Annotated in this window: 18 protein-coding genes; 11 read left to right on the top strand and 7 right to left on the bottom strand. The window is 38.9% G+C overall.

Annotated features, from left to right (window positions below):
* Positions 1–176: 176 nt before the first annotated feature.
* Complete coding sequence (locus GKR92_09710; GenBank protein ID QMU61956.1) at positions 177–1385, bottom strand: peptidoglycan DD-metalloendopeptidase family protein; 1209 nt, start codon at positions 1383–1385, stop codon at positions 177–179.
* A gap of 156 nt (positions 1386–1541) precedes the next feature.
* Between GKR92_09710 and GKR92_09715 the strand changes: the two genes are divergently transcribed.
* From GKR92_09715 to GKR92_09735, 5 genes are all read left to right on the top strand, one after another.
* Entirely contained in the window at positions 1542–1856 is a 315-nt protein-coding gene (locus GKR92_09715; GenBank protein QMU61957.1) for a metalloregulator ArsR/SmtB family transcription factor, read from the top strand.
* A 44-nt stretch (positions 1857–1900) separates the two neighbouring features.
* Positions 1901–2326, top strand: a complete 426-nt coding sequence (locus GKR92_09720; GenBank protein ID QMU61958.1) for a rhodanese-like domain-containing protein — start codon at positions 1901–1903, stop codon at positions 2324–2326.
* Between the two features lie 9 nt (positions 2327–2335).
* Positions 2336–2602, top strand: coding sequence for a glutaredoxin 3 (gene grxC / locus GKR92_09725; GenBank protein QMU61959.1), 267 nt, complete (start codon positions 2336–2338; stop codon positions 2600–2602).
* A gap of 100 nt (positions 2603–2702) precedes the next feature.
* Positions 2703–3167 carry a protein-export chaperone SecB gene (secB, locus tag GKR92_09730; GenBank protein ID QMU61960.1) on the top strand — a complete coding sequence of 155 codons (465 nt, stop codon included), beginning with the start codon at positions 2703–2705 and terminating at the stop codon, positions 3165–3167.
* Between the two features lie 3 nt (positions 3168–3170).
* Positions 3171–4178 (top strand): NAD(P)H-dependent glycerol-3-phosphate dehydrogenase, encoded by a 1008-nt coding sequence (locus tag GKR92_09735; protein ID QMU61961.1) that lies wholly within the window; start codon positions 3171–3173, stop codon positions 4176–4178.
* Positions 4179–4198: 20 nt separating this feature from the next.
* Here the strand turns inward: GKR92_09735 and trmL are convergent, their stop codons facing one another.
* Positions 4199–4654 carry a tRNA (uridine(34)/cytosine(34)/5-carboxymethylaminomethyluridine(34)-2'-O)-methyltransferase TrmL gene (gene trmL, locus GKR92_09740; protein ID QMU61962.1) on the bottom strand — a complete coding sequence of 152 codons (456 nt, stop codon included), beginning with the start codon at positions 4652–4654 and terminating at the stop codon, positions 4199–4201.
* Positions 4655–4660: 6 nt separating this feature from the next.
* Here trmL and GKR92_09745 point away from each other — a divergent pair, with 6 nt between their 5' ends.
* Entirely contained in the window at positions 4661–5599 is a 939-nt protein-coding gene (locus GKR92_09745; protein ID QMU61963.1) for a dihydroorotate dehydrogenase, read from the top strand.
* 80 nt (positions 5600–5679) lie between these two features.
* Here the strand turns inward: GKR92_09745 and GKR92_09750 are convergent, their stop codons facing one another.
* Positions 5680–6555, bottom strand: a complete 876-nt coding sequence (locus GKR92_09750) for a MarR family transcriptional regulator (protein QMU61964.1) — start codon at positions 6553–6555, stop codon at positions 5680–5682.
* Positions 6556–6953: 398 nt separating this feature from the next.
* Between GKR92_09750 and GKR92_09755 the strand changes: the two genes are divergently transcribed.
* Both GKR92_09755 and GKR92_09760 read left to right on the top strand, forming a co-directional pair.
* Entirely contained in the window at positions 6954–7232 is a 279-nt protein-coding gene (locus GKR92_09755) for a hypothetical protein (protein QMU61965.1), read from the top strand.
* Positions 7233–7423: 191 nt separating this feature from the next.
* Positions 7424–8320, top strand: a complete 897-nt coding sequence (locus GKR92_09760) for a LysR family transcriptional regulator (protein QMU61966.1) — start codon at positions 7424–7426, stop codon at positions 8318–8320.
* 30 nt (positions 8321–8350) lie between these two features.
* Here the strand turns inward: GKR92_09760 and ntrC are convergent, their stop codons facing one another.
* The 4 genes from ntrC to GKR92_09780 all read right to left on the bottom strand — a co-directional run bounded on the left by ntrC (position 8351) and on the right by GKR92_09780 (position 13396).
* Positions 8351–9760, bottom strand: coding sequence for a nitrogen regulation protein NR(I) (ntrC, locus tag GKR92_09765; protein QMU61967.1), 1410 nt, complete (start codon positions 9758–9760; stop codon positions 8351–8353).
* A gap of 20 nt (positions 9761–9780) precedes the next feature.
* Positions 9781–10878 (bottom strand): PAS domain-containing protein, encoded by a 1098-nt coding sequence (locus GKR92_09770; protein QMU62770.1) that lies wholly within the window; start codon positions 10876–10878, stop codon positions 9781–9783.
* A gap of 295 nt (positions 10879–11173) precedes the next feature.
* Positions 11174–11854 (bottom strand): DUF4124 domain-containing protein, encoded by a 681-nt coding sequence (locus GKR92_09775; protein ID QMU61968.1) that lies wholly within the window; start codon positions 11852–11854, stop codon positions 11174–11176.
* Positions 11855–11986: 132 nt separating this feature from the next.
* The gene (locus tag GKR92_09780) at positions 11987–13396 is read right to left on the bottom strand and encodes a glutamate--ammonia ligase (GenBank protein ID QMU61969.1); all 1410 of its coding nucleotides are present in this window, start codon (positions 13394–13396) and stop codon (positions 11987–11989) included.
* A 1192-nt stretch (positions 13397–14588) separates the two neighbouring features.
* Between GKR92_09780 and glyQ the strand changes: the two genes are divergently transcribed.
* Genes glyQ through gmhB form a run of 3 tightly spaced genes read left to right on the top strand, consistent with a single transcriptional unit; the run spans position 14589 to position 18140 of the window.
* Complete coding sequence (gene glyQ, locus GKR92_09785; GenBank protein ID QMU61970.1) at positions 14589–15485, top strand: glycine--tRNA ligase subunit alpha; 897 nt, start codon at positions 14589–14591, stop codon at positions 15483–15485.
* A gap of 22 nt (positions 15486–15507) precedes the next feature.
* Positions 15508–17583 (top strand): glycine--tRNA ligase subunit beta, encoded by a 2076-nt coding sequence (locus tag GKR92_09790; protein QMU61971.1) that lies wholly within the window; start codon positions 15508–15510, stop codon positions 17581–17583.
* Between the two features lie 20 nt (positions 17584–17603).
* Positions 17604–18140 (top strand): D-glycero-beta-D-manno-heptose 1,7-bisphosphate 7-phosphatase, encoded by a 537-nt coding sequence (gene gmhB, locus GKR92_09795; protein QMU61972.1) that lies wholly within the window; start codon positions 17604–17606, stop codon positions 18138–18140.
* Positions 18141–18142: the final 2 nt, after the last annotated feature.

Here is an 18142-nt window from a genome sequence, read left to right on the forward strand (position 1 = left end):
AACATATTAGATTGCTAAGTGTGATCAAACGTTCACGAAATTACTCTATAAATAAGTACTTAAATAAGTCGCATCTACTCATATATACATTATATAGGGGTTTATAAGATTGTACTCCCCGACCATCGGCCATAAATATGCCAGTCAATGCCTGATTGAATTCGAGAAAAATACGCTCAACCCGATGCTGGACTTCTGGATGCAGCTGATTTGACACACCATTTTGCCGGATTGATTGGGCTTCCCTGCTTACGAATTTCGAAATAAAGGCCTGGCTTATTGTTCCCACCGCTATTACCTACGGCAGCCACTTTTTCTCCTGCTTCAACCCATTCACCAACTTGCTTAAATAAACTCTGATTGTGGCCATAAAGACTCATATAACCATCGCCATGATCCACAATAATGAGCAACCCTAGCCCGCGCATCCATTCTGCAAAAGCAACTCTACCATGATAAATACTGCGCACATTATTGCCTTCTGTGCTTGGGATAAATACACCCTGCCAATATAATTTGCTACGTGCTGAATTACGTTTCTGTCCAAATTTATTACTGGGTTTGCCCACTGCTGGCCAGTACAACTTACCTTGTGATTTACTAAAGTTTTTACCTTTTTCAAAAACCGGAATATCCGCCAGAGCGGAACGAAGACTTTCAATTAATCCTTTAAGTTGTTTTTCATTACTTTCTAGATTTTCGAGCTTTCCCTTTTCTGATGAAACATTACTATTTAACGAACTAATTGCTGTTTTACGCTGTTTTTGCGCCTGTTCCAGCGATTGTTTCTCATTCAATAAACTCAGCTTGGCTTGTTTAGCAACTTCTTCTACTTGTAGAATCTTGGCCTGAACTTCGTTAACAGACTGCAATACCTTTGTAGCTTTATCAATTTCACTCAGACGCGCGCGATGCAGATAGTCGTAATAAATAAGATTGCGCCCCAGCTTTTCAGGATTCTGTTGATTCAATAACAATTTAAGTTTTTGTTGGCCACCGTATTGATACTCTGAACGAATCTGCGCATATAAGATGTTGTGATGTTTGGACAATTGCTTTTGCAATTGTTTTTCCTCTGCTTGCAACTTTGCTATTTTTTCTTGACTCTGTTTAAGGTTTGTTTCGGTTACCGTAAGTTGCTGGTTTAACTTTCCGATATTTTGCTCAGATTCACGCAGCTGTTTTTCTAACCCACCAAGTTCGCCACGTTTCTGTTCTAGTTTTTGTTGTGAATTGCGAATTTTCTCCTGAACCTTGACGAGCTTTTTTTCTGTCTCTTGTTTAGTAAGTTCTGCAAATGCAGCTCCCATCGAAGCCATACACACTAAGAAAATCAGCACGAAGGATATTGCTCTAATCATTTGGAAAGCTCGTGTTTGCAACATATATAGATAAAATTACACCCACTAAACTAGTCATAAGTAGTTTTAACTTATTGATTTATATAGTTTATTAATGTATTAGACATTTATAATATTAGCCTATACTATAAAAAGATACGTTTGCATGGAAACGCAAACCTACAACAAATAGGATCCATTATGAGCATAGGCGCAGAAGAACTCATCTCTAGAGAAGAAGACATAGAACAGGCGTCACGATCTCTAAAAGCCATGTCGCATCCTTTACGTTTAAAAATTCTTTGTGTGTTGGGTGACCGAGAAGTCAGCGTACAAGATATTGTCTATAATGTCGGCACCTCTCAAAGTAATATCTCTCAGCATCTCGCCATTCTACGTGATAAAGGTATTTTAGCCTCTCGCAAAGATGCTAATCGTGTATTTTATCGTGTTGGTGATGAACGCACACTCAGTTTAATTAATATGATGCAACAAGTATTCTGCTCAGCGCATTAGTTCTATCTCGTTTTTTCTTTACATGATTTCTAAGTTACTTCTATATGCAAGAATATATTGAATTCGCCGGGCGGCATACCATGCTATTTATAGCGCTTGCTGCAGTAGTTGCTTTAATTATTATGAGCGAACTAAAGCGCGCCACAAAAGGCTTCAAAGAAGTACCGCCTTCTGAGGCGGTAAGATTGATCAATAAAGAAGATGCCTTGGTATTGGATGTACGAGAAGCTAATGAGCTAGGCCAGGGTAGTATTATAGATGCTAAGCATGTCGCTCTCAGTGTACTGCCTGAAAAATTAGATAACCTTGCAAACAATAAAGACCAACCTATTTTGGTTTTTTGTAAAATGGGCAATCGCTCAGCACAAGCCTGTAAATTATTATTAAAAAATAGCTATACCAATGTATTCGGTTTAAAGGGCGGTATTACCGCCTGGGTGAATGACCAGCTCCCCATTACTAAAAAATGAGTAAAAAATATGAGTGCTCCTGAAGTTACCATTTATACTGGCCACCGTTGTGCATACTGCAATGCGGCAAAAAAAATGCTGGATAGCAAAGGTGTTGGGTATAACGAAATTAACATCCATGAAGATTCAGCCAAGGCTGAGGAAATGGTAGAACTCACTAAGCGTCAAACGGTTCCTCAAATATTTATTGGCGATACACATATTGGTGGTTTCGATGATATGGCTGAGTTAAATAGCGAAGGCAAGCTTGATGACATGCTAAATGCGAAAGGTTAGAGCAAGGAATACCAAAAGAATTATCCAAAAGAATATTTTAGGGAAAGCCTTAAGTAATTCAGTCATAATTAGTCATTAAAGAAATTAAACACATAAGAAAATGGCTGATAAACCTGCTCAAAAATTTGAAATCCAAAAATTATACGTAAAAGACCTTTCCTTCGAGACACCAAATTCACCTAAGATCTTTACTGAAAAATGGAATCCTAAAACGGATGTCCATATTCAAACTGAGAATGACAAAATAGACGAAAATATATTTGAGGTCGTCATCACCGTGACAGTAACCGCTATTCACGAAGAGACTACGGCATTTCTAGTTGAAATTAAGCAAGCAGGAATATTTTTTTTAGAAAACTTTCCTGAAGATCAGCATAAACAATTATTAGGTAGTTATTGCCCTAATATACTTTTCCCATTCGCGCGTGAAGCCGTTGCCGAATTGGTCGCCAAAGGCGGCTTCCCACAATTGTTATTAAACCCAGTTAACTTTGATGCGCTGTACCAACAGCATTTATCTGCAGTTAAAGAACAAAAAGACAACCCTGAACAGATCAAGCATTAATATATGACTACCGCTGCAGTATTAGGTGCAGGATCCTGGGGAACTGCGCTAGCCATTCAGTTAGCTAACAATGGTCATGCAGTAAAACTTTGGGGCCATGACGCAGAGCATGTTAAAGCCTTACAGAGTGATCAAGAAAACAAACGCTATCTTGCCGAGAAAACTTTTCCTGATACCTTATCTGCTGAAGCATCGCTCGCTAATGCTATTCAAGACAGCGATTTTATTCTATCTGTTGTCCCTAGTTATGCTATGCGCGAAACCTGTGAGAAATTAAAGCCACTGGCAGAAACCAGTAAGTTTGCCAATAAGTTCGTATGGGCAAGCAAAGGTTTTGAAAAAAAATCCAAAATGATGATGCATCAAGTAGTAGAAGATGTATTAGGAAATAAAATTCAATCAGCCGTGTTATCTGGCCCGTCATTTGCTAAAGAAGTAGCAAGCAGTTTACCTACAGCGGTTTCTCTAGCTTCGAGTGATATTGAATATGCAAAAGAGTTAGCGGCATATTTTCATAGCGATAACTTCCGAGTCTATGCAAGTGACGATGTTATCGGCGTAGAACTAGGTGGCACAGTAAAGAATGTGCTGGCAATTGCATCTGGCATTGTTGATGGCCTAGGATTTGGCGCGAATGCACGTGCGGCTTTAGTAACCCGAGGGATGGCAGAGATGATGCGTTTAGGCGTTGCATTAAAAGCAAAACCACAAACGCTTATGGGTTTGGCTGGGATGGGAGACTTAGTGCTGACCTGTACTGACAATCAATCTCGTAATCGCAGATTAGGCATCGCGTTAGCACAAGGGAAAACCGCTAAGCAATATATGGACGATCTAGGGCAGGCAGTAGAAGGTTTTCATGCTGCACAAGTTGTATATGAAGTTGCCAAAGATAATAATGTAGAAATGCCAATTTGTAATCAAGTGTGGAATGTTTTAAGTGAAAAAGTAGATCTTAAAACAGCCATTGCACAGTTACTGGGTCGCGAGATGAAGCAGGAATCTAGCTAGGCCTTATTGTTTTAAAGTCATTATTCAAAGTTATTTTGGCGCCAAGCCTCGTAAAGAATAATTCCTACAGAGTTTGCTAAATTAATACTGCGAGATGATACATGCATGGGTATACGCAACACGTTACTTGGCTCATATTGGTCTAGCACCTGATCGGGCAAACCTCGTGTTTCCGGCCCAAAAATAAATGTATCGCTGGCTTGAAAGCTTGGGACATCATAGTTTGTGCACCCTTTAGTAGAACATGCGAAAATCCGCTTCGGTTTAAGCGCATCCAACATGGTTTGGTAACTTTGATGCTCCGTTACGCTGGCAAATTCATGGTAATCCAATCCTGCTCGACGCAGCTTTTTTTCATCAAGCTGGAAGCCTAAAGGATGAATTAAATGCAGATCACAGCCCATATTGGCGCATAACCGTATAATATTCCCCGTGTTCGGTGGAATTTCAGGCTCAAAGAGAACGACGTTAAACATTTATAAATGACTAATAAAAAATTATATCTGGAGTTTTGCGGATTAAAGCTAAACTCACCTTTAGTTTTACTGTCTGGATGTGTGGGATTTGGTGAAGAATATACACGTATTGAAGGATTCTCCAACACCGATGTAGGTGCAGTCTGTTTAAAGGGCACTACAGGTGAGCAGCGTTTTGGCAATGCACCACACCGCATTACCGAAACTCCTGAAGGTATGCTCAACGCCATTGGCTTACAAAACCCTGGGGTGGATTATGTCGTTAACGACATATTACCTAAACTCGATTTTTCCGAAACACGCTTCATTGCCAATGTATCTGGCTCAACCATTGAAGAATATATTGAAGTCACACAAAAATTTGATGACTCACCGATTGATGCCATTGAAATAAATATTTCATGCCCAAACGTAAAAGAGGGCGGTGTCGCCTTTGGTAATGACCCAGATATGTCTGCACGCGTAGTTGCTGCTTGTAGATCAGTAACCAAAAAACCAATTATCACCAAGCTATCGCCTAACCAAACAAATATACAGCTCAATGCCAAACTTTGCATTGAGGCGGGAAGTGATGCCTTTGCAGTTATCAACACCGTGATGGGTATGGCGATTGATATTCACAAGAAGCAGCCCATCATTCACAACAACCAAGGCGGCTTATCTGGACCTGCCATTAAACCGATTGCATTATTAAAAGTGCATGAGGTGCATCGAGTATGCAAACCTCACAATATTCCCATCATTGGTCAAGGTGGGGTAGTAAATGCAACGGATGCTATCGAGTTTTTATTAGCAGGTGCTACAACGGTAGGTGTAGGTACAGGTCTTTTCTACGACCCTTTATGTTGTACTAAAATTAACAAAGGCATTATTGAATATCTGGAACAAAACAACCATCAACATGTAAATGAAATAATCGGATGCTTGCAAGTTCACTCGAATTAATTTCTGATTTTTAGACAACGACAATTTACTTAGAGTAAATTCTAAATCTTATATATTAGAATGAGCCACAGAGATTATACTCAATGTACTCCTAGTTTACCCACCACTTGATTACCTAAACGTTTCCCATAAGACCAAAGTTCTCGGCCCTCCTGATTACATTCTAGCTTTACGAGTCTTCGGTCACCATTATCTACACTACGTATGCGTGTAATAAATCCTTTTGCCTCAAGGAGCTCCAGTGCTTTTGATATTTGTGAAGCTGCGATATTTAGTTGTTTGCTAATTTTTGTAGGGGTAGCAAAATTCGATTGAGCTACTTTATCCAATATTCTCCATTCGGCTAAACTTATACCTTTCTTTCTTAACAGAGCTTCCATCTCTTCAAAAACTCTATAAACAACGCTAGATGCAACGGCTACATCATCAAAATCTAGACTATTTGCTAATTGAACTTCTTTTAGGCGTTCATCAACCATTTTACCCAGCTCAACTAGAAGGTTTTTATCATTTTCATTCGCAGTGCGTGGGCTTGTATCCATGATACAGAGCGTACCAAGATTTTCTTTTTCGATAGACTGTAAAACATAGCCCATGTAATACCTTACCATTGGCGCATTTATTACTAGTGGATTATCTGTAAAGCGGGAATCAGTTTTAGTATCGGCAATCTCAAATAATCGTGAAGCATGATCATCGGTAACAGTCTGGTTTATCGCGTGGCCGCAAATGGAAATATCTCGGTCTATTTCAGGAATTTCTACCCCTTGAGCAGATTTAAACCAAACTCGATTTGTATCTACGAAACAAACGCACGCCATAGGTACTTTCATTGCTTGCTTAGCAATAAGTGTAGCCCTGTCATATATACTTTCAGGACTTGTATCGAGTAAATTTAGTGAATGTAACGCTCTTATACGATTTAATTCGGTTATTGGAATTGGCGCATCCTTCATTTATTGTCCCTTAAATTTCTTCAGAATTTTTTATGCGTAATTGCAAAACCTATATGCAGCAATGCAAAATAGACTTTATTTTACATCTAATATTGTTTAAATAAAAATATATTTGAATTAATTAATAATTGATACATTCTTGTACATTACGAAATACAAACTCTAAATACAAGAGATTAAACCTCTTCTTTATTAATATTTAGATGCTTTTAATTCTGTATAAACTAGCGCTACCTCTATCATTATCCTTAAGACGGTATTAAATTTTATATCCAAACTCAGTTTTGATTGTAAGAAATTATTTAATTTTATTAAATATTATTTTTTACAGATTTTCTCCTTAATAAGAATTCTCCTGGTTATAGTTCATGTGAAAAACGAAGGTTTTCGTTTGCAAAATGCATAGAAATTTAACCATTAACGAAAAATTTAAACACAAATTCGCATTAGTTGATCAAAATGGCGAATGCTCTCCTATTGTAAATGGAATTATGAGAGAAGATGAAACTGGCGCATTACTACTACCTGAAAATGAGAGTTTATTAAAAGAATCACAAATTCTTCGTTTCTTTAGCACTACACACGAAACGCGTGACTATTTAATAAAAAAGCGTTTCCACGACTGCAAGCGTCCCATTGGTAATTGGCTCATCAAACCATTTGTGGTTCTATTCTAATTCACAGAATAATTACAAATGATGCACACGTACATACAGAAATTAATCCTATGTTTAAAACTCAATTTTAAAAATATTTCTGTGCTGAATCGATAATTACAGATGTCATATCTTTATTCTAAATAATACAGACCTTGCATGGATGCAAATTAATTGTAAAATATATAAACTTATTTTGCATATATGCAAACATGATAGATTGGAATGATATACCCTTTTTTATAGCTGTCGCAGAATGCGGCACTCTTAATGATGCAGCTAACAAACTTTCAGTTAATCACTCCACTGTTTATCGTCGTATAAACACTCTAGAAAAAAAACTTGGAACACATCTTTTTGATAGGGTTCAAGATGGATATTCTTTAACCGAAACTGGCTCATCTGTTTTAGAATATGCATTAAATGCAGAAATCTCTATTCACAGTTTTGAACGTACTGCTGACGGCGAAGACTACCGGTTATCAGGAAGAATACTTATAACTGCTCCCTCTTCGTCACTCGCATCAGATTATTTAGCGCCCTGTATTTCACTATTCCGCAAGGAGCATCCCGGTATAAAAATAGATGTAATAGTAAGTGATGAGCTACAAGATCTATCTAGACGAGATGCTGATATAGCATTACGTGTCATCCAGAATCCACCCCAATCTTTAATTGGCCGTAAAGTTTGCAATATCAGTTGGGATCTCTATGCAAGCCAACAATACTTAAATAAATATGGGAAGCCTCAATCTATGAAAGATTTAGGAAACCATAAACTTATCGGAACAAATGGACAATTTCTTAGTGTGCCTGCATATAAATATTTTAATGAAATGTGCCCAATTGATAACTACGTGTGCAAAGCTAGTGACTTATTAACGATTTCTGCACTATGCTCACAAGGAATAGGCGTGATAATTTTGCCATCTAATTTTAAAAACCACAAACTAGTAAAATTATTTAAAGTGACGCCAAATTTCAATGAGCAGCTTTGGATATTGATTCACCCAGACTTACAACGATCTACGCGTATTAATATATTTAGTGATTTTTTATATGAATATTTAGAGAAACAAAATTTTCATATAACTGAAAAAAAGAAGTAGAATAATATGAGAGATATATCTTAAATGTTCTTATGATTGAAACAAATCCAGCTCTTGGATCTTCCTAGTTAACGTATTCCTACCCCAACCCAATAGTTTTGCGGCCTCTTGTCTTTTACCATTGGTTTTACGCATTGCAGCTTTTATCATAATGGACTCAAATTCAGGCATTGCACGATCGAGTATGGATTCATTTCCTTTTGATAATTCTTGATCTGCCCACTCTCTTAGTAATGCTTGCCAACTTGCAATATCTGTAACCGACATTTCATCTTTAAGCATTTCGGCAGGTAAGTCTTGCATTCGAATTTCATTACTTGATGCCATAACTGTTAACCATCTACAAACGTTTTCTAACTGCCTAATGTTCCCTGGCCAAGTTAAAGCACTCAAGTATTCAATCACCTCATCTGATACGTTTTTAACATTGGTTTCTAACTCTTTAGCAGATGCTTTCATAAAGTGTTGTAATAATGCAGGTATATCTTCTTTACGCTCTCGCAAAGTAGGTAACACGACACGAATAACATTTAGGCGATGAAATAAATCTTCACGAAAGTCGCCATTAAGCACTCTTGCCTCGAGGTTTTGATGCGTTGCTGCAATAATTCGCACATCGGCTTTTATGGGTTGATGTCCGCCAACCCGATAAAAATTTCCATCTGATAACACACGCAATAAACGGGTCTGCAAGTCAGCGGGCATGTCGCCAATTTCATCTAAAAATAATGTTCCTCCATTCGCTTGTTCAAAACGTCCTTTACGTTGGGAATGCGCACCCGTAAATGACCCCTTTTCATGGCCAAATAATTCAGACTCTAATAACTCGCGTGGTATTGCAGCCATATTTAGTGCAATAAATGGGCTTTGTGCACGGGGACTATTTTCATGCAATGCATGTGAGACAAGCTCTTTACCCGTTCCAGATGCACCATTAATTAATACCGTTACATTTGAATTGGATAATCTGCCAATCACGCGAAACACTTCTTGCATAGCAGGTGATTCACCAATGATCTCTGGCAATTCATCAACCGATTCTTCTTGCTTATGAGTGACTATTTCTTCGTTTGCAGCCATGCATGCTCTTTTAGTTAGCTCTACTGCATCATCCACATCAAATGGTTTAGGCAAGTATTCAAACGCACCTTTTTGATATGCTCCCACCGCACTTTGTAAATCAGAGTGTGCAGTCATAATTATGATCGGCAAATCTGGATGGACAGACTTTATTTGCTCTAAAAACTCAAAGCCATCCATACCCGGCATGCGCACATCGGCAAGAATGGCACTAGGGGTATCACTTTCAAGTTCGTGAATTGCAGTAATGGCTGATTCAAAAGTCATCACAGGGATCTGTGCTTTTTGAAATGCCCGTTCTAATACCCAGCGTATAGCCTGATCATCGTCTATCACCCAAACTTTTGATGTTTTCATTATTTTTCTTGCTAACCTTGCATTTATTTTTTTAAGCTAAGCTGGTCTTCAGCACTTAATGGTAGCAATACACGAAACTGTGTATGCCCCGGCATAGAATCAAATTCAATTAATCCACCGTGCAAATTAATTAAATTTTGAGATATTGATAAGCCAAGACCTTTGTCGTCTGCGCTTCCAGACACCATGGGGAAAAAAATTTGTGATTTAAGTTCTTCTTTTATTCCCGGACCATTATCAGTCACGCTGATCTCGACAACCAAACGATGCATAACATCGCCTAAAGTATATTGTCTCAATATGCGAGTTTTTTGAGTTATTTCAGGTTTTACTTCATTCGTATATCTATCTGCAGCACGCACTGCATTGCGGACAATATTTAGAACGGCTTGCACCAGTAAATCACGGTCGGCAATAATCTCCGGAATACTTGGGTCATAATCAATCTTAAATTCAACTCCAGTGGGAGTTTCCGCAAGGGCCAAATGGCGAATATGTTCTAATACGTGGTGCACGTTGACTAATTTTTTTGCAGGCATAATGTTCGGGCCAAACATACGATCTACTAATTTTCTTAAACGATCTGCTTCACTGATAATAACGTCTGTATATTCGTGCAATGAAGTCTCAGTAAGTTCTCCTGCTAATAATTGTGCTGCACCGCGCAAACCGCCTAATGGATTTTTTATTTCATGCGCTAAACCTCGCAACATACTTTGTGTGGCTTGTGTTTCTGACAATATATGTTCTTCACGACTTATTCTGACCATGCGATCGACTTTAGAAATTTCAAGCAAACATACTGAACCTTTTTTTTTACTAATCATGGGGGTAGTAGAACAATCGATGATTAATTCACTTCCACCTAAACACTTCATACACACTTCACGCTGGGTAATGGGATGGACACTTTGAATAGAGTCTTGAATTCGCTTTATGAGTTCACCATCCGTATCTTGAATAAAATCGGTTAGAGATCGATTCAATGCATGTCGCACGCCCGTACCTACAATTTCTTCAGCAGCAGGATTTAGATATTTTATGAATAGCTTTTCATCAACCAAAAACACAGCCAATGCAAGGTTGTCTAATATGTTCTTATGATGATTTATATCTGCCATTGATTGCATAATTATTCAGTTTTCACCAAAAATGTTTGTAGGCATTTGACATAGCTTGCTCTTAACTAAGTAATTGCAATAATCGATCCAACTGATTTGCGCTGAATCTGTATGCTGTATCAATAACTTAAGACGATTCTATACCAATTAGTGCACTATTATAGTGCATTTGTAGAATCAAAATTGTGCAATATGCACCAATTTGAAGCTAAGGTGCGTTATTTACTGATCTGCGTGAGGAGTTAACACCACTGCTTGGTGGCGGTAGATGGTTCGCAGTAGATTCGATTGACTATTAGTTGTTTATGCCTGGAGATGGTGGTGCCGGTGCTGGCGGAGGCGGCGGGGGAGTAGCTTGTCTATTAAATTTTGTGTTGCTAGGTAAATTACCATTCCGAGTAATGCCAGGATCATCACTTCCATCGTTCGATGAATTTTCAGTATTTTGTAAAGCAGAATACCGCTGTAAGGTAACGCTCACTGGGGTTGCAGTGATCTTAGCACTACCATCTGCATCTACTACTTTTACTGTGATGACATGCGTCCCACGATCAACATTATTTAGTGCGGTAATGGTACTGGTTCCAGTGTATACCTCTGCGCCACCAACGGTAACCACAAACTTATGGCCTTTACGTGTTTGTAAGGCAGGGTTCACACGAAAGTTAATCGTAAGGTTGCCTTGGTTATCTCTAAACGTAGCATCATTACTTGGAGATGTAATAACAAGCTCGGAATAAGCATTTTTATCGTCTTCTTTAACAGCACGATTGCTATTAGAAGTCACTAGCGACTTTGTTGGAATTAACGTAGGTAATGCATCGACTTTTACTTCTTCAGCATTAGCGCATGCACTTGGGGAATCTGTATACACAGTATTGCCTTTTGCATCTTTACAGGTATAAATCTCCGCTTGCACATTGTGTAAGCAGGTCGTGATTAACATAACAATGAAAATGGTAAGGCTAATACGCATCCAATCGGTTCCTTATTTGATCTACTAGAATAGTACTCTTAGATATTTATAAGACCCAGGAAAAGCGTCTCAGTTGCAAAAAAAACGCCCCTAATGGAGGGGCGTTTTTAACTAAAGTACTAAATCAGTAGTTTAACAGCTGTAATACATATCAAACTCAATTGGGTGAGTTGACATGCGTAGTGCGGTAACTTCTTCCATTTTCAATGCAATGTAACCGTCGATACAGTCATCAGAGAATACTCCGCCAGCTTTAAGGAAGTCACGATCATTGTCTAATGCTTCCAATGCTTGGTCTAATGAAGAACAAACAGTTGGAATGTTCGCTTCTTCTTCAGGAGGTAGATCGTATAAATCTTTATCGTTAGCAGGACCTGGATCGATCTGATTTTGTATTCCATCCAAACCAGCCATCATCATCGCTGCAAATGTAAGATATGGATTGCCAGTAGGATCGCCAAAACGTACTTCTATTCTTCTACCTTTAGGATTTGATTCATACGGGATACGAATAGATGCAGAACGATTACGTGCTGAGTAGGCCAACATCACGGGTGCTTCAAATCCTGGTACTAGTCGTTTGTAACTATTAGTACTCGCATTAGAGAATGCATTAATTGCTCGCGCATGTTTAATGATGCCACCGATGTAATACAAAGCTGTTTGCGAAAGATTACCGTAAAGGTCGCCTTGGAATAAGTTATTGCCTTCTTTAACTAAAGACATGTGTACATGCATACCACTACCATTATCTCCAACAATAGGCTTAGGCATAAATGTCGCAGTTTTACCGTAGTTATGTGCAACATTGTGCACTACATATTTCATAATCTGGTTCCAATCTGCACGTTCTGTTAACGTGCTGAATCGTGTACCAATTTCACATTGCCCTGCAGTACCCACTTCATGGTGATGAACTTCTACAGGAACACCCATTTCTTCTAGCACTTGGCACATGGCTGAGCGAAGATCTTGCAAAGAATCGACAGGAGGAACCGGGAAGTAGCCACCTTTAACACCAGGACGGTGGCCTATGTTGCCATCTTCAAAGTTTTTCCCAGAGTTCCATGCAGATTCGTCAGAGTCGACTTTGTAAAATGCTCCTGACATTTCATTGCCCCATTTAATATCGTCAAAGACAAAAAATTCAGGTTCAGGTCCGAAGTAAGCAGTATCTGCGATACCTGTAGAGTTTAAATATGCCTCTGCACGCTTGCCCACCGAACGTGGATCACGCCCATAGCCTTCCATCGTTGCAGGCTCAAGAATATCGCAGCGAAGAATCATGGTGGAATCGCTAAAGAAAGGATCAACCACTGCAGTGCTAGCATCCGGCATTAAAATCATGTCAGATTCATTAATACCCTTCCAACCGGCAATGGATGAGCCATCAAACATTTTGCCAGACTCAAAAACACTTTCTTCTACAGTGGAAGCAGGTACTGAAACATGTTGCTCCTTGCCTTTAGTATCCGTAAATCGGAAATCAACGAATTGAATATCTTCGTCACTTAATTGTTTGATCACATCACTCGCGGACATTAGGTACTCCTTAGCTTCGACTCTTATATATTTTATAGTGTTATTATTACGGTGTTATTCTTATGTATGGTTGTGACTAGTTGCTAGGCACATTCATATTCTAGAAGTACTAAAGCACAATTTGTGCCACTGCACTCTATTGAGGCTAGTACTTACGCAATCGCAGCATTATACGCAGCTTTTTACCAAGATATAGAGCGACAAATGTATATGTATGCCCCACAACAGTGCCTCTACGCACTAAGATGGTGCCATAGCTTTGACAAGCACCGTGTATTTAATTCTTTCCTCAAGTGATCCAGATTAATAACAAAGTAATACTTTCGATAGTTACATTAATCAGGCTGTGATCAATCTATATTCTCAAAATATCATTATAAAATGTAATGACATTTGCTCTGAGTGAGCTTCCTTAGCATCTGCCCAGATTGGTCACCATGAGCCACATTATGTAGACAAATTTTGTCCATCGGATGGCTGAATTACGCAACATATTCCTGCTATTTATCTTGTAAACAACAGCCTTTCAATAGGTTACTAATATTGCTTAATGTGGACACGTTTCTGGCATAAGCCTTGCTCTATAGATATCAGTAACATTTTTATTGCTCAGGACGAGCATAGTTAAACATGGCATGGAGGTCATTATGGGCGTAACAACTGATGTATTCACAACCGTATATATCGTGTGGATCGCCGCAAGTATGTCCGCGTTAGCTTGGGCTTATCGTCACACAGTTAAGGATAAATTTTGTGGCAGTAAGAAGCGCGGTTAAATACTGAAAGGATTCATTTTAAAGCAAGGATGCTTTATCAACACATACGGAAATGTGTGTAATGAAATGTAGAGTGGTGCGACGAGCCTAGCAACTCGCACCGTAGGGAACACCTCAGACAAGGATTGTCGCCTCTACAATTTAATTAGGAACCAGCTTGTAACTAAGGACAGTTACAGCTTGCATGGATGCAAACTAGATAGCTCATCATCGGAAGGGTGTTATCTAAATCGACTTAGGGAAGAGGGCTGCGAGACAAGGATGTCATTTTGCAGCATTAATATTAAAGGCAAGCACATAGCTTGCCTTTTTTATTTCTGAGCTATTTTTGCATAGATTTAGTTATTTACTGTATTCCAAAACTGGTAGCTAACGCAGTGCATCGTTATACTCTCGCTGCGTATAGCACTATAACTATGTCCGATCCAAAAATTATAAGCTTTCAACAACTTATCCAACGACTCGAGCAGTTTTGGGCTGCACAAGGCTGTGTGATTGAGCAATCCTATGATGTGGAAATGGGCGCAGGCACATTTCACCCGAGTACTTTCTTGCGGGCTATTGGACCTGAAGCATGGAGAGCTTGCTATCCACAACCGTGCCGTCGGCCAACAGATGGACGTTATGGAGATAACCCCAATCGCTTGCAGCGTTATTTTCAATTTCAAGTAGTGCTAAAACCTTCTCCAGACAATATTCAAGACTTATACATAGAGTCGCTCACTTCACTGAACGTTGACCCTCTCATTCATGATATTCGATTTGTTGAAGATAATTGGGAGTCACCTACTTTAGGCGCTTGGGGCTTAGGCTGGGAAGTTTGGCTCGATGGCATGGAAATTTCACAGTTCACCTATTTTCAACAGATTGGTGGCTTAGACTGCAAACCCGTTACCGGTGAAATTACATACGGCTTAGAACGCATCGCTATGTATTTGCAAAATGTTGACAGCGTTTATGATCTAGTTTGGTCTCAACATAATGACGATAAAATCTACTACCGAGATATTTATCACCAAAACGAAGTTGAGCAATCTACTTATAATTTTGAGCATGCAAATACCGAAGCATTGTTTAAAGCATTCGATGCAAGCGAAAATGAATGCTTACACTTAGTTGAAAAAAAAATATCAGTTGCTGCATATGACCATGTATTGAAGTGCTCACATGCATTTAATTTATTAGACGCACGCCAAGTCATCTCGGTTACTGAACGTCAGCAATATATATTACGAATACGAAAACTCGCTCAGAATGTTGCTAACTGCTATTTAGAAAGCCGTGAAGAACTAGGTTTCCCATTAGAAAAGTAATGGCCTGCGGCGAGTAACAAAAATGAACAATAAAAAAGATTTATTAATTGAAATAGGAACAGAAGACTTACCTGCTAGATTACTATTAAATATGTCTAATGAATTTGGCGAATTAATCTGCAAACAGATTGGCGATGCTGAGCTTTCCTATTCAAGTCATGAAATATATTGCACGCCTCGCCGTCTAGCGATCGTAGTATGTGACTTAGATATAAAACAAAAAGATCAAGTCATTGAACGCAAAGGCCCAAAAGCGTTGGTTGCCTTTGACAAAGAAGGAAAACCTACTCAAGCAGCCATTGGTTTTGCAAAGTCCTGTGGAGTTGATGCGACACAATTAGAAGTGGATGACGACCCTGACAACCCCAGACTCACTTTCAGTGAAAAACGTATGGGTCAAAACACTAGTGAGTTGATACCCCAGATAATTGAATCATCTATAAAGAAAATAAGTGTTCCTAAACGTATGCGCTGGAATAATTCTGACTCAGAATTTATTCGCCCCATTCGTTGGTTATTGGTAATACTAGGTTCAGAAACCATTAATACCACCTTGTTTGGAGTAAAAGCTGGAAATGTGACACATGGACATCGTTTCCACACCGCAAAAGAAATTACAGTAAAGCATCCCTCCGCTTATAAAGAACTGCTGCAAATCAAAGGTCACGTGCTTGCAGACTTCAAAGAACGTCAAGAAACCATCTTGCAACAAGTTGAGAAACTTGCGAAGCAAGTTGGTGGTACGGCTTCTTACACACAAGCATTACTAGATGAAATCACGGGCTTAGTGGAGTGGCCATGTGCTCTATTAGGAGAATTTAATGCGCAATTTTTAGAAGTGCATAAAGAGCTACTTATCAGCACGATGCAGGATAATCAGAAATACATACCATTGCTCGATGAACATGGCGAGTTATTGCCACAATTTATTATTGTCAGCAATATAGATAGCAAAGACCCAGCTACCGTTAAACGCGGCAATGAAAAAGTTATTGTGCCACGCTTTGAAGATGCGATGTTTTTCTGGCAGCGAGATAAAAATATAAATATAGAAGAAAATTTAGTAAAGCTAGAAAATGTTATTTATGAAAAACAACTAGGAACACTAAAAGATAAAATTGAGCGCGTCAGCCAACTAGCAGTTTATTTATCAAATGATACTAATGCTACTAAAAAGGATTGCGAACGTGCAGTAGAACTAAGCAAGTGCGATTTAGTCAGTGAAACTGTTGCTGAGTTCCCGAAGTTGCAAGGAATCATTGGGCGAAATTTAGCCTTTATTAATAATGAATCTGAACAAGTATGCGTAGCAATTGAAGAGCAATACCTGCCTAAGCACTCTGGTGGCACACTACCTATATCGCCAGTAGGAATAACACTTGGCTTAGCAGATCGTATTGATACACTCATTGGCATTTTTGCGATTGGCAAAAAACCTACTGGGCTAAAAGACCCTTATGGATTACGTCGAGCGGCTCTTGCTGTACTGCGTATCATAATTGAAACACCTTTGAATATTAATCTTAGTAAATGCTTAGAAAAAGCAGCGTCTTTTTTCCCGTCAGCGTTACAAGCTGATAAAGCTGTTGAGGAAGTAAATGAGTATATAAATGAACGCTATCGCGCCTATTTTTCTGATCGTGATATTCCAGTAGATGTAATCGATTCTGTGTTAGCCAACCACCCCACGCATCCTAGCGATGTAGCTGCGAAGATTGATGCGCTAGTAAGTTTCCGCAAGCTGCCCAACGCAGAGAGTCTCGCAGCTGCCAATAAACGTATTCGTAATATTCTGAAAAAGATTGATCGTGAAAATATAGGTCAAGTAGATTCGAGTTTATTCAAGGAAAATGCCGAAAACATCTTGCATAGTGCCTTAGAAAATTTATCCAATGATGTTGAAAAACTATTTAAAGAAAACAAATATGAGCAAGCATTAAGTAAATTAGCTGAATTGCGGCAACCGGTAGATAGTTTTTTTGATGACGTAATGGTTATGGATAAAGATGAGAAATTAAAAGCAAATCGTATAGCTTTATTATCAAGAATCGATTCATTATTTATGCATGTTGCAGATTTTTCCAGGTTGCAGTCATAATTAGTTTAGGAGTCACCCTCATGAGTGAATTAAAAGCTGTTGTTCTAGATCGTGATGGAGTAATAAACGAAGAGTCAGATGAGTTTGTAAAAACGCCCGAGGAATGGATTGCAATTGAGGGCAGCCTGAAAGCCATCGCAAAACTCAATCATGCAAAAATAAAAGTATTTATAGCATCCAATCAATCTGGTATTGCACGTGAGTTATTTAATTACAATGCGCTCAACCAGATTCATCAAAAAATGCTAGCAGAGCTCGCACAACATGGTGGCCACCTCGATGGAATTTTTATCTGCCCAGATCTTGAAAGTGAATGTCGAAAACCTAAAACTGGCATGTTGGTTGAAATTGAAAAACGCGCGCATCTTTCACTGGAGAAAGCTCCTTTTATAGGGGACTCTTTACGTGATGTCCAGGCAGCTATCACTCATGGCTCACAACCTATATTGGTACGCACAGGTAATGGTTCGGTAACCGCGCAAAGCGAGCAGTTGCCTCGTAACATTCCTATTTACGATGATCTTGCTCAAGCAGTCGATACCTTACTTTCCGTATAAAT

The organism is Gammaproteobacteria bacterium (genome assembly GCA_014075255.1).
Lineage (GTDB): Bacteria > Pseudomonadota > Gammaproteobacteria > UBA4575 > UBA4575 > JABDMD01.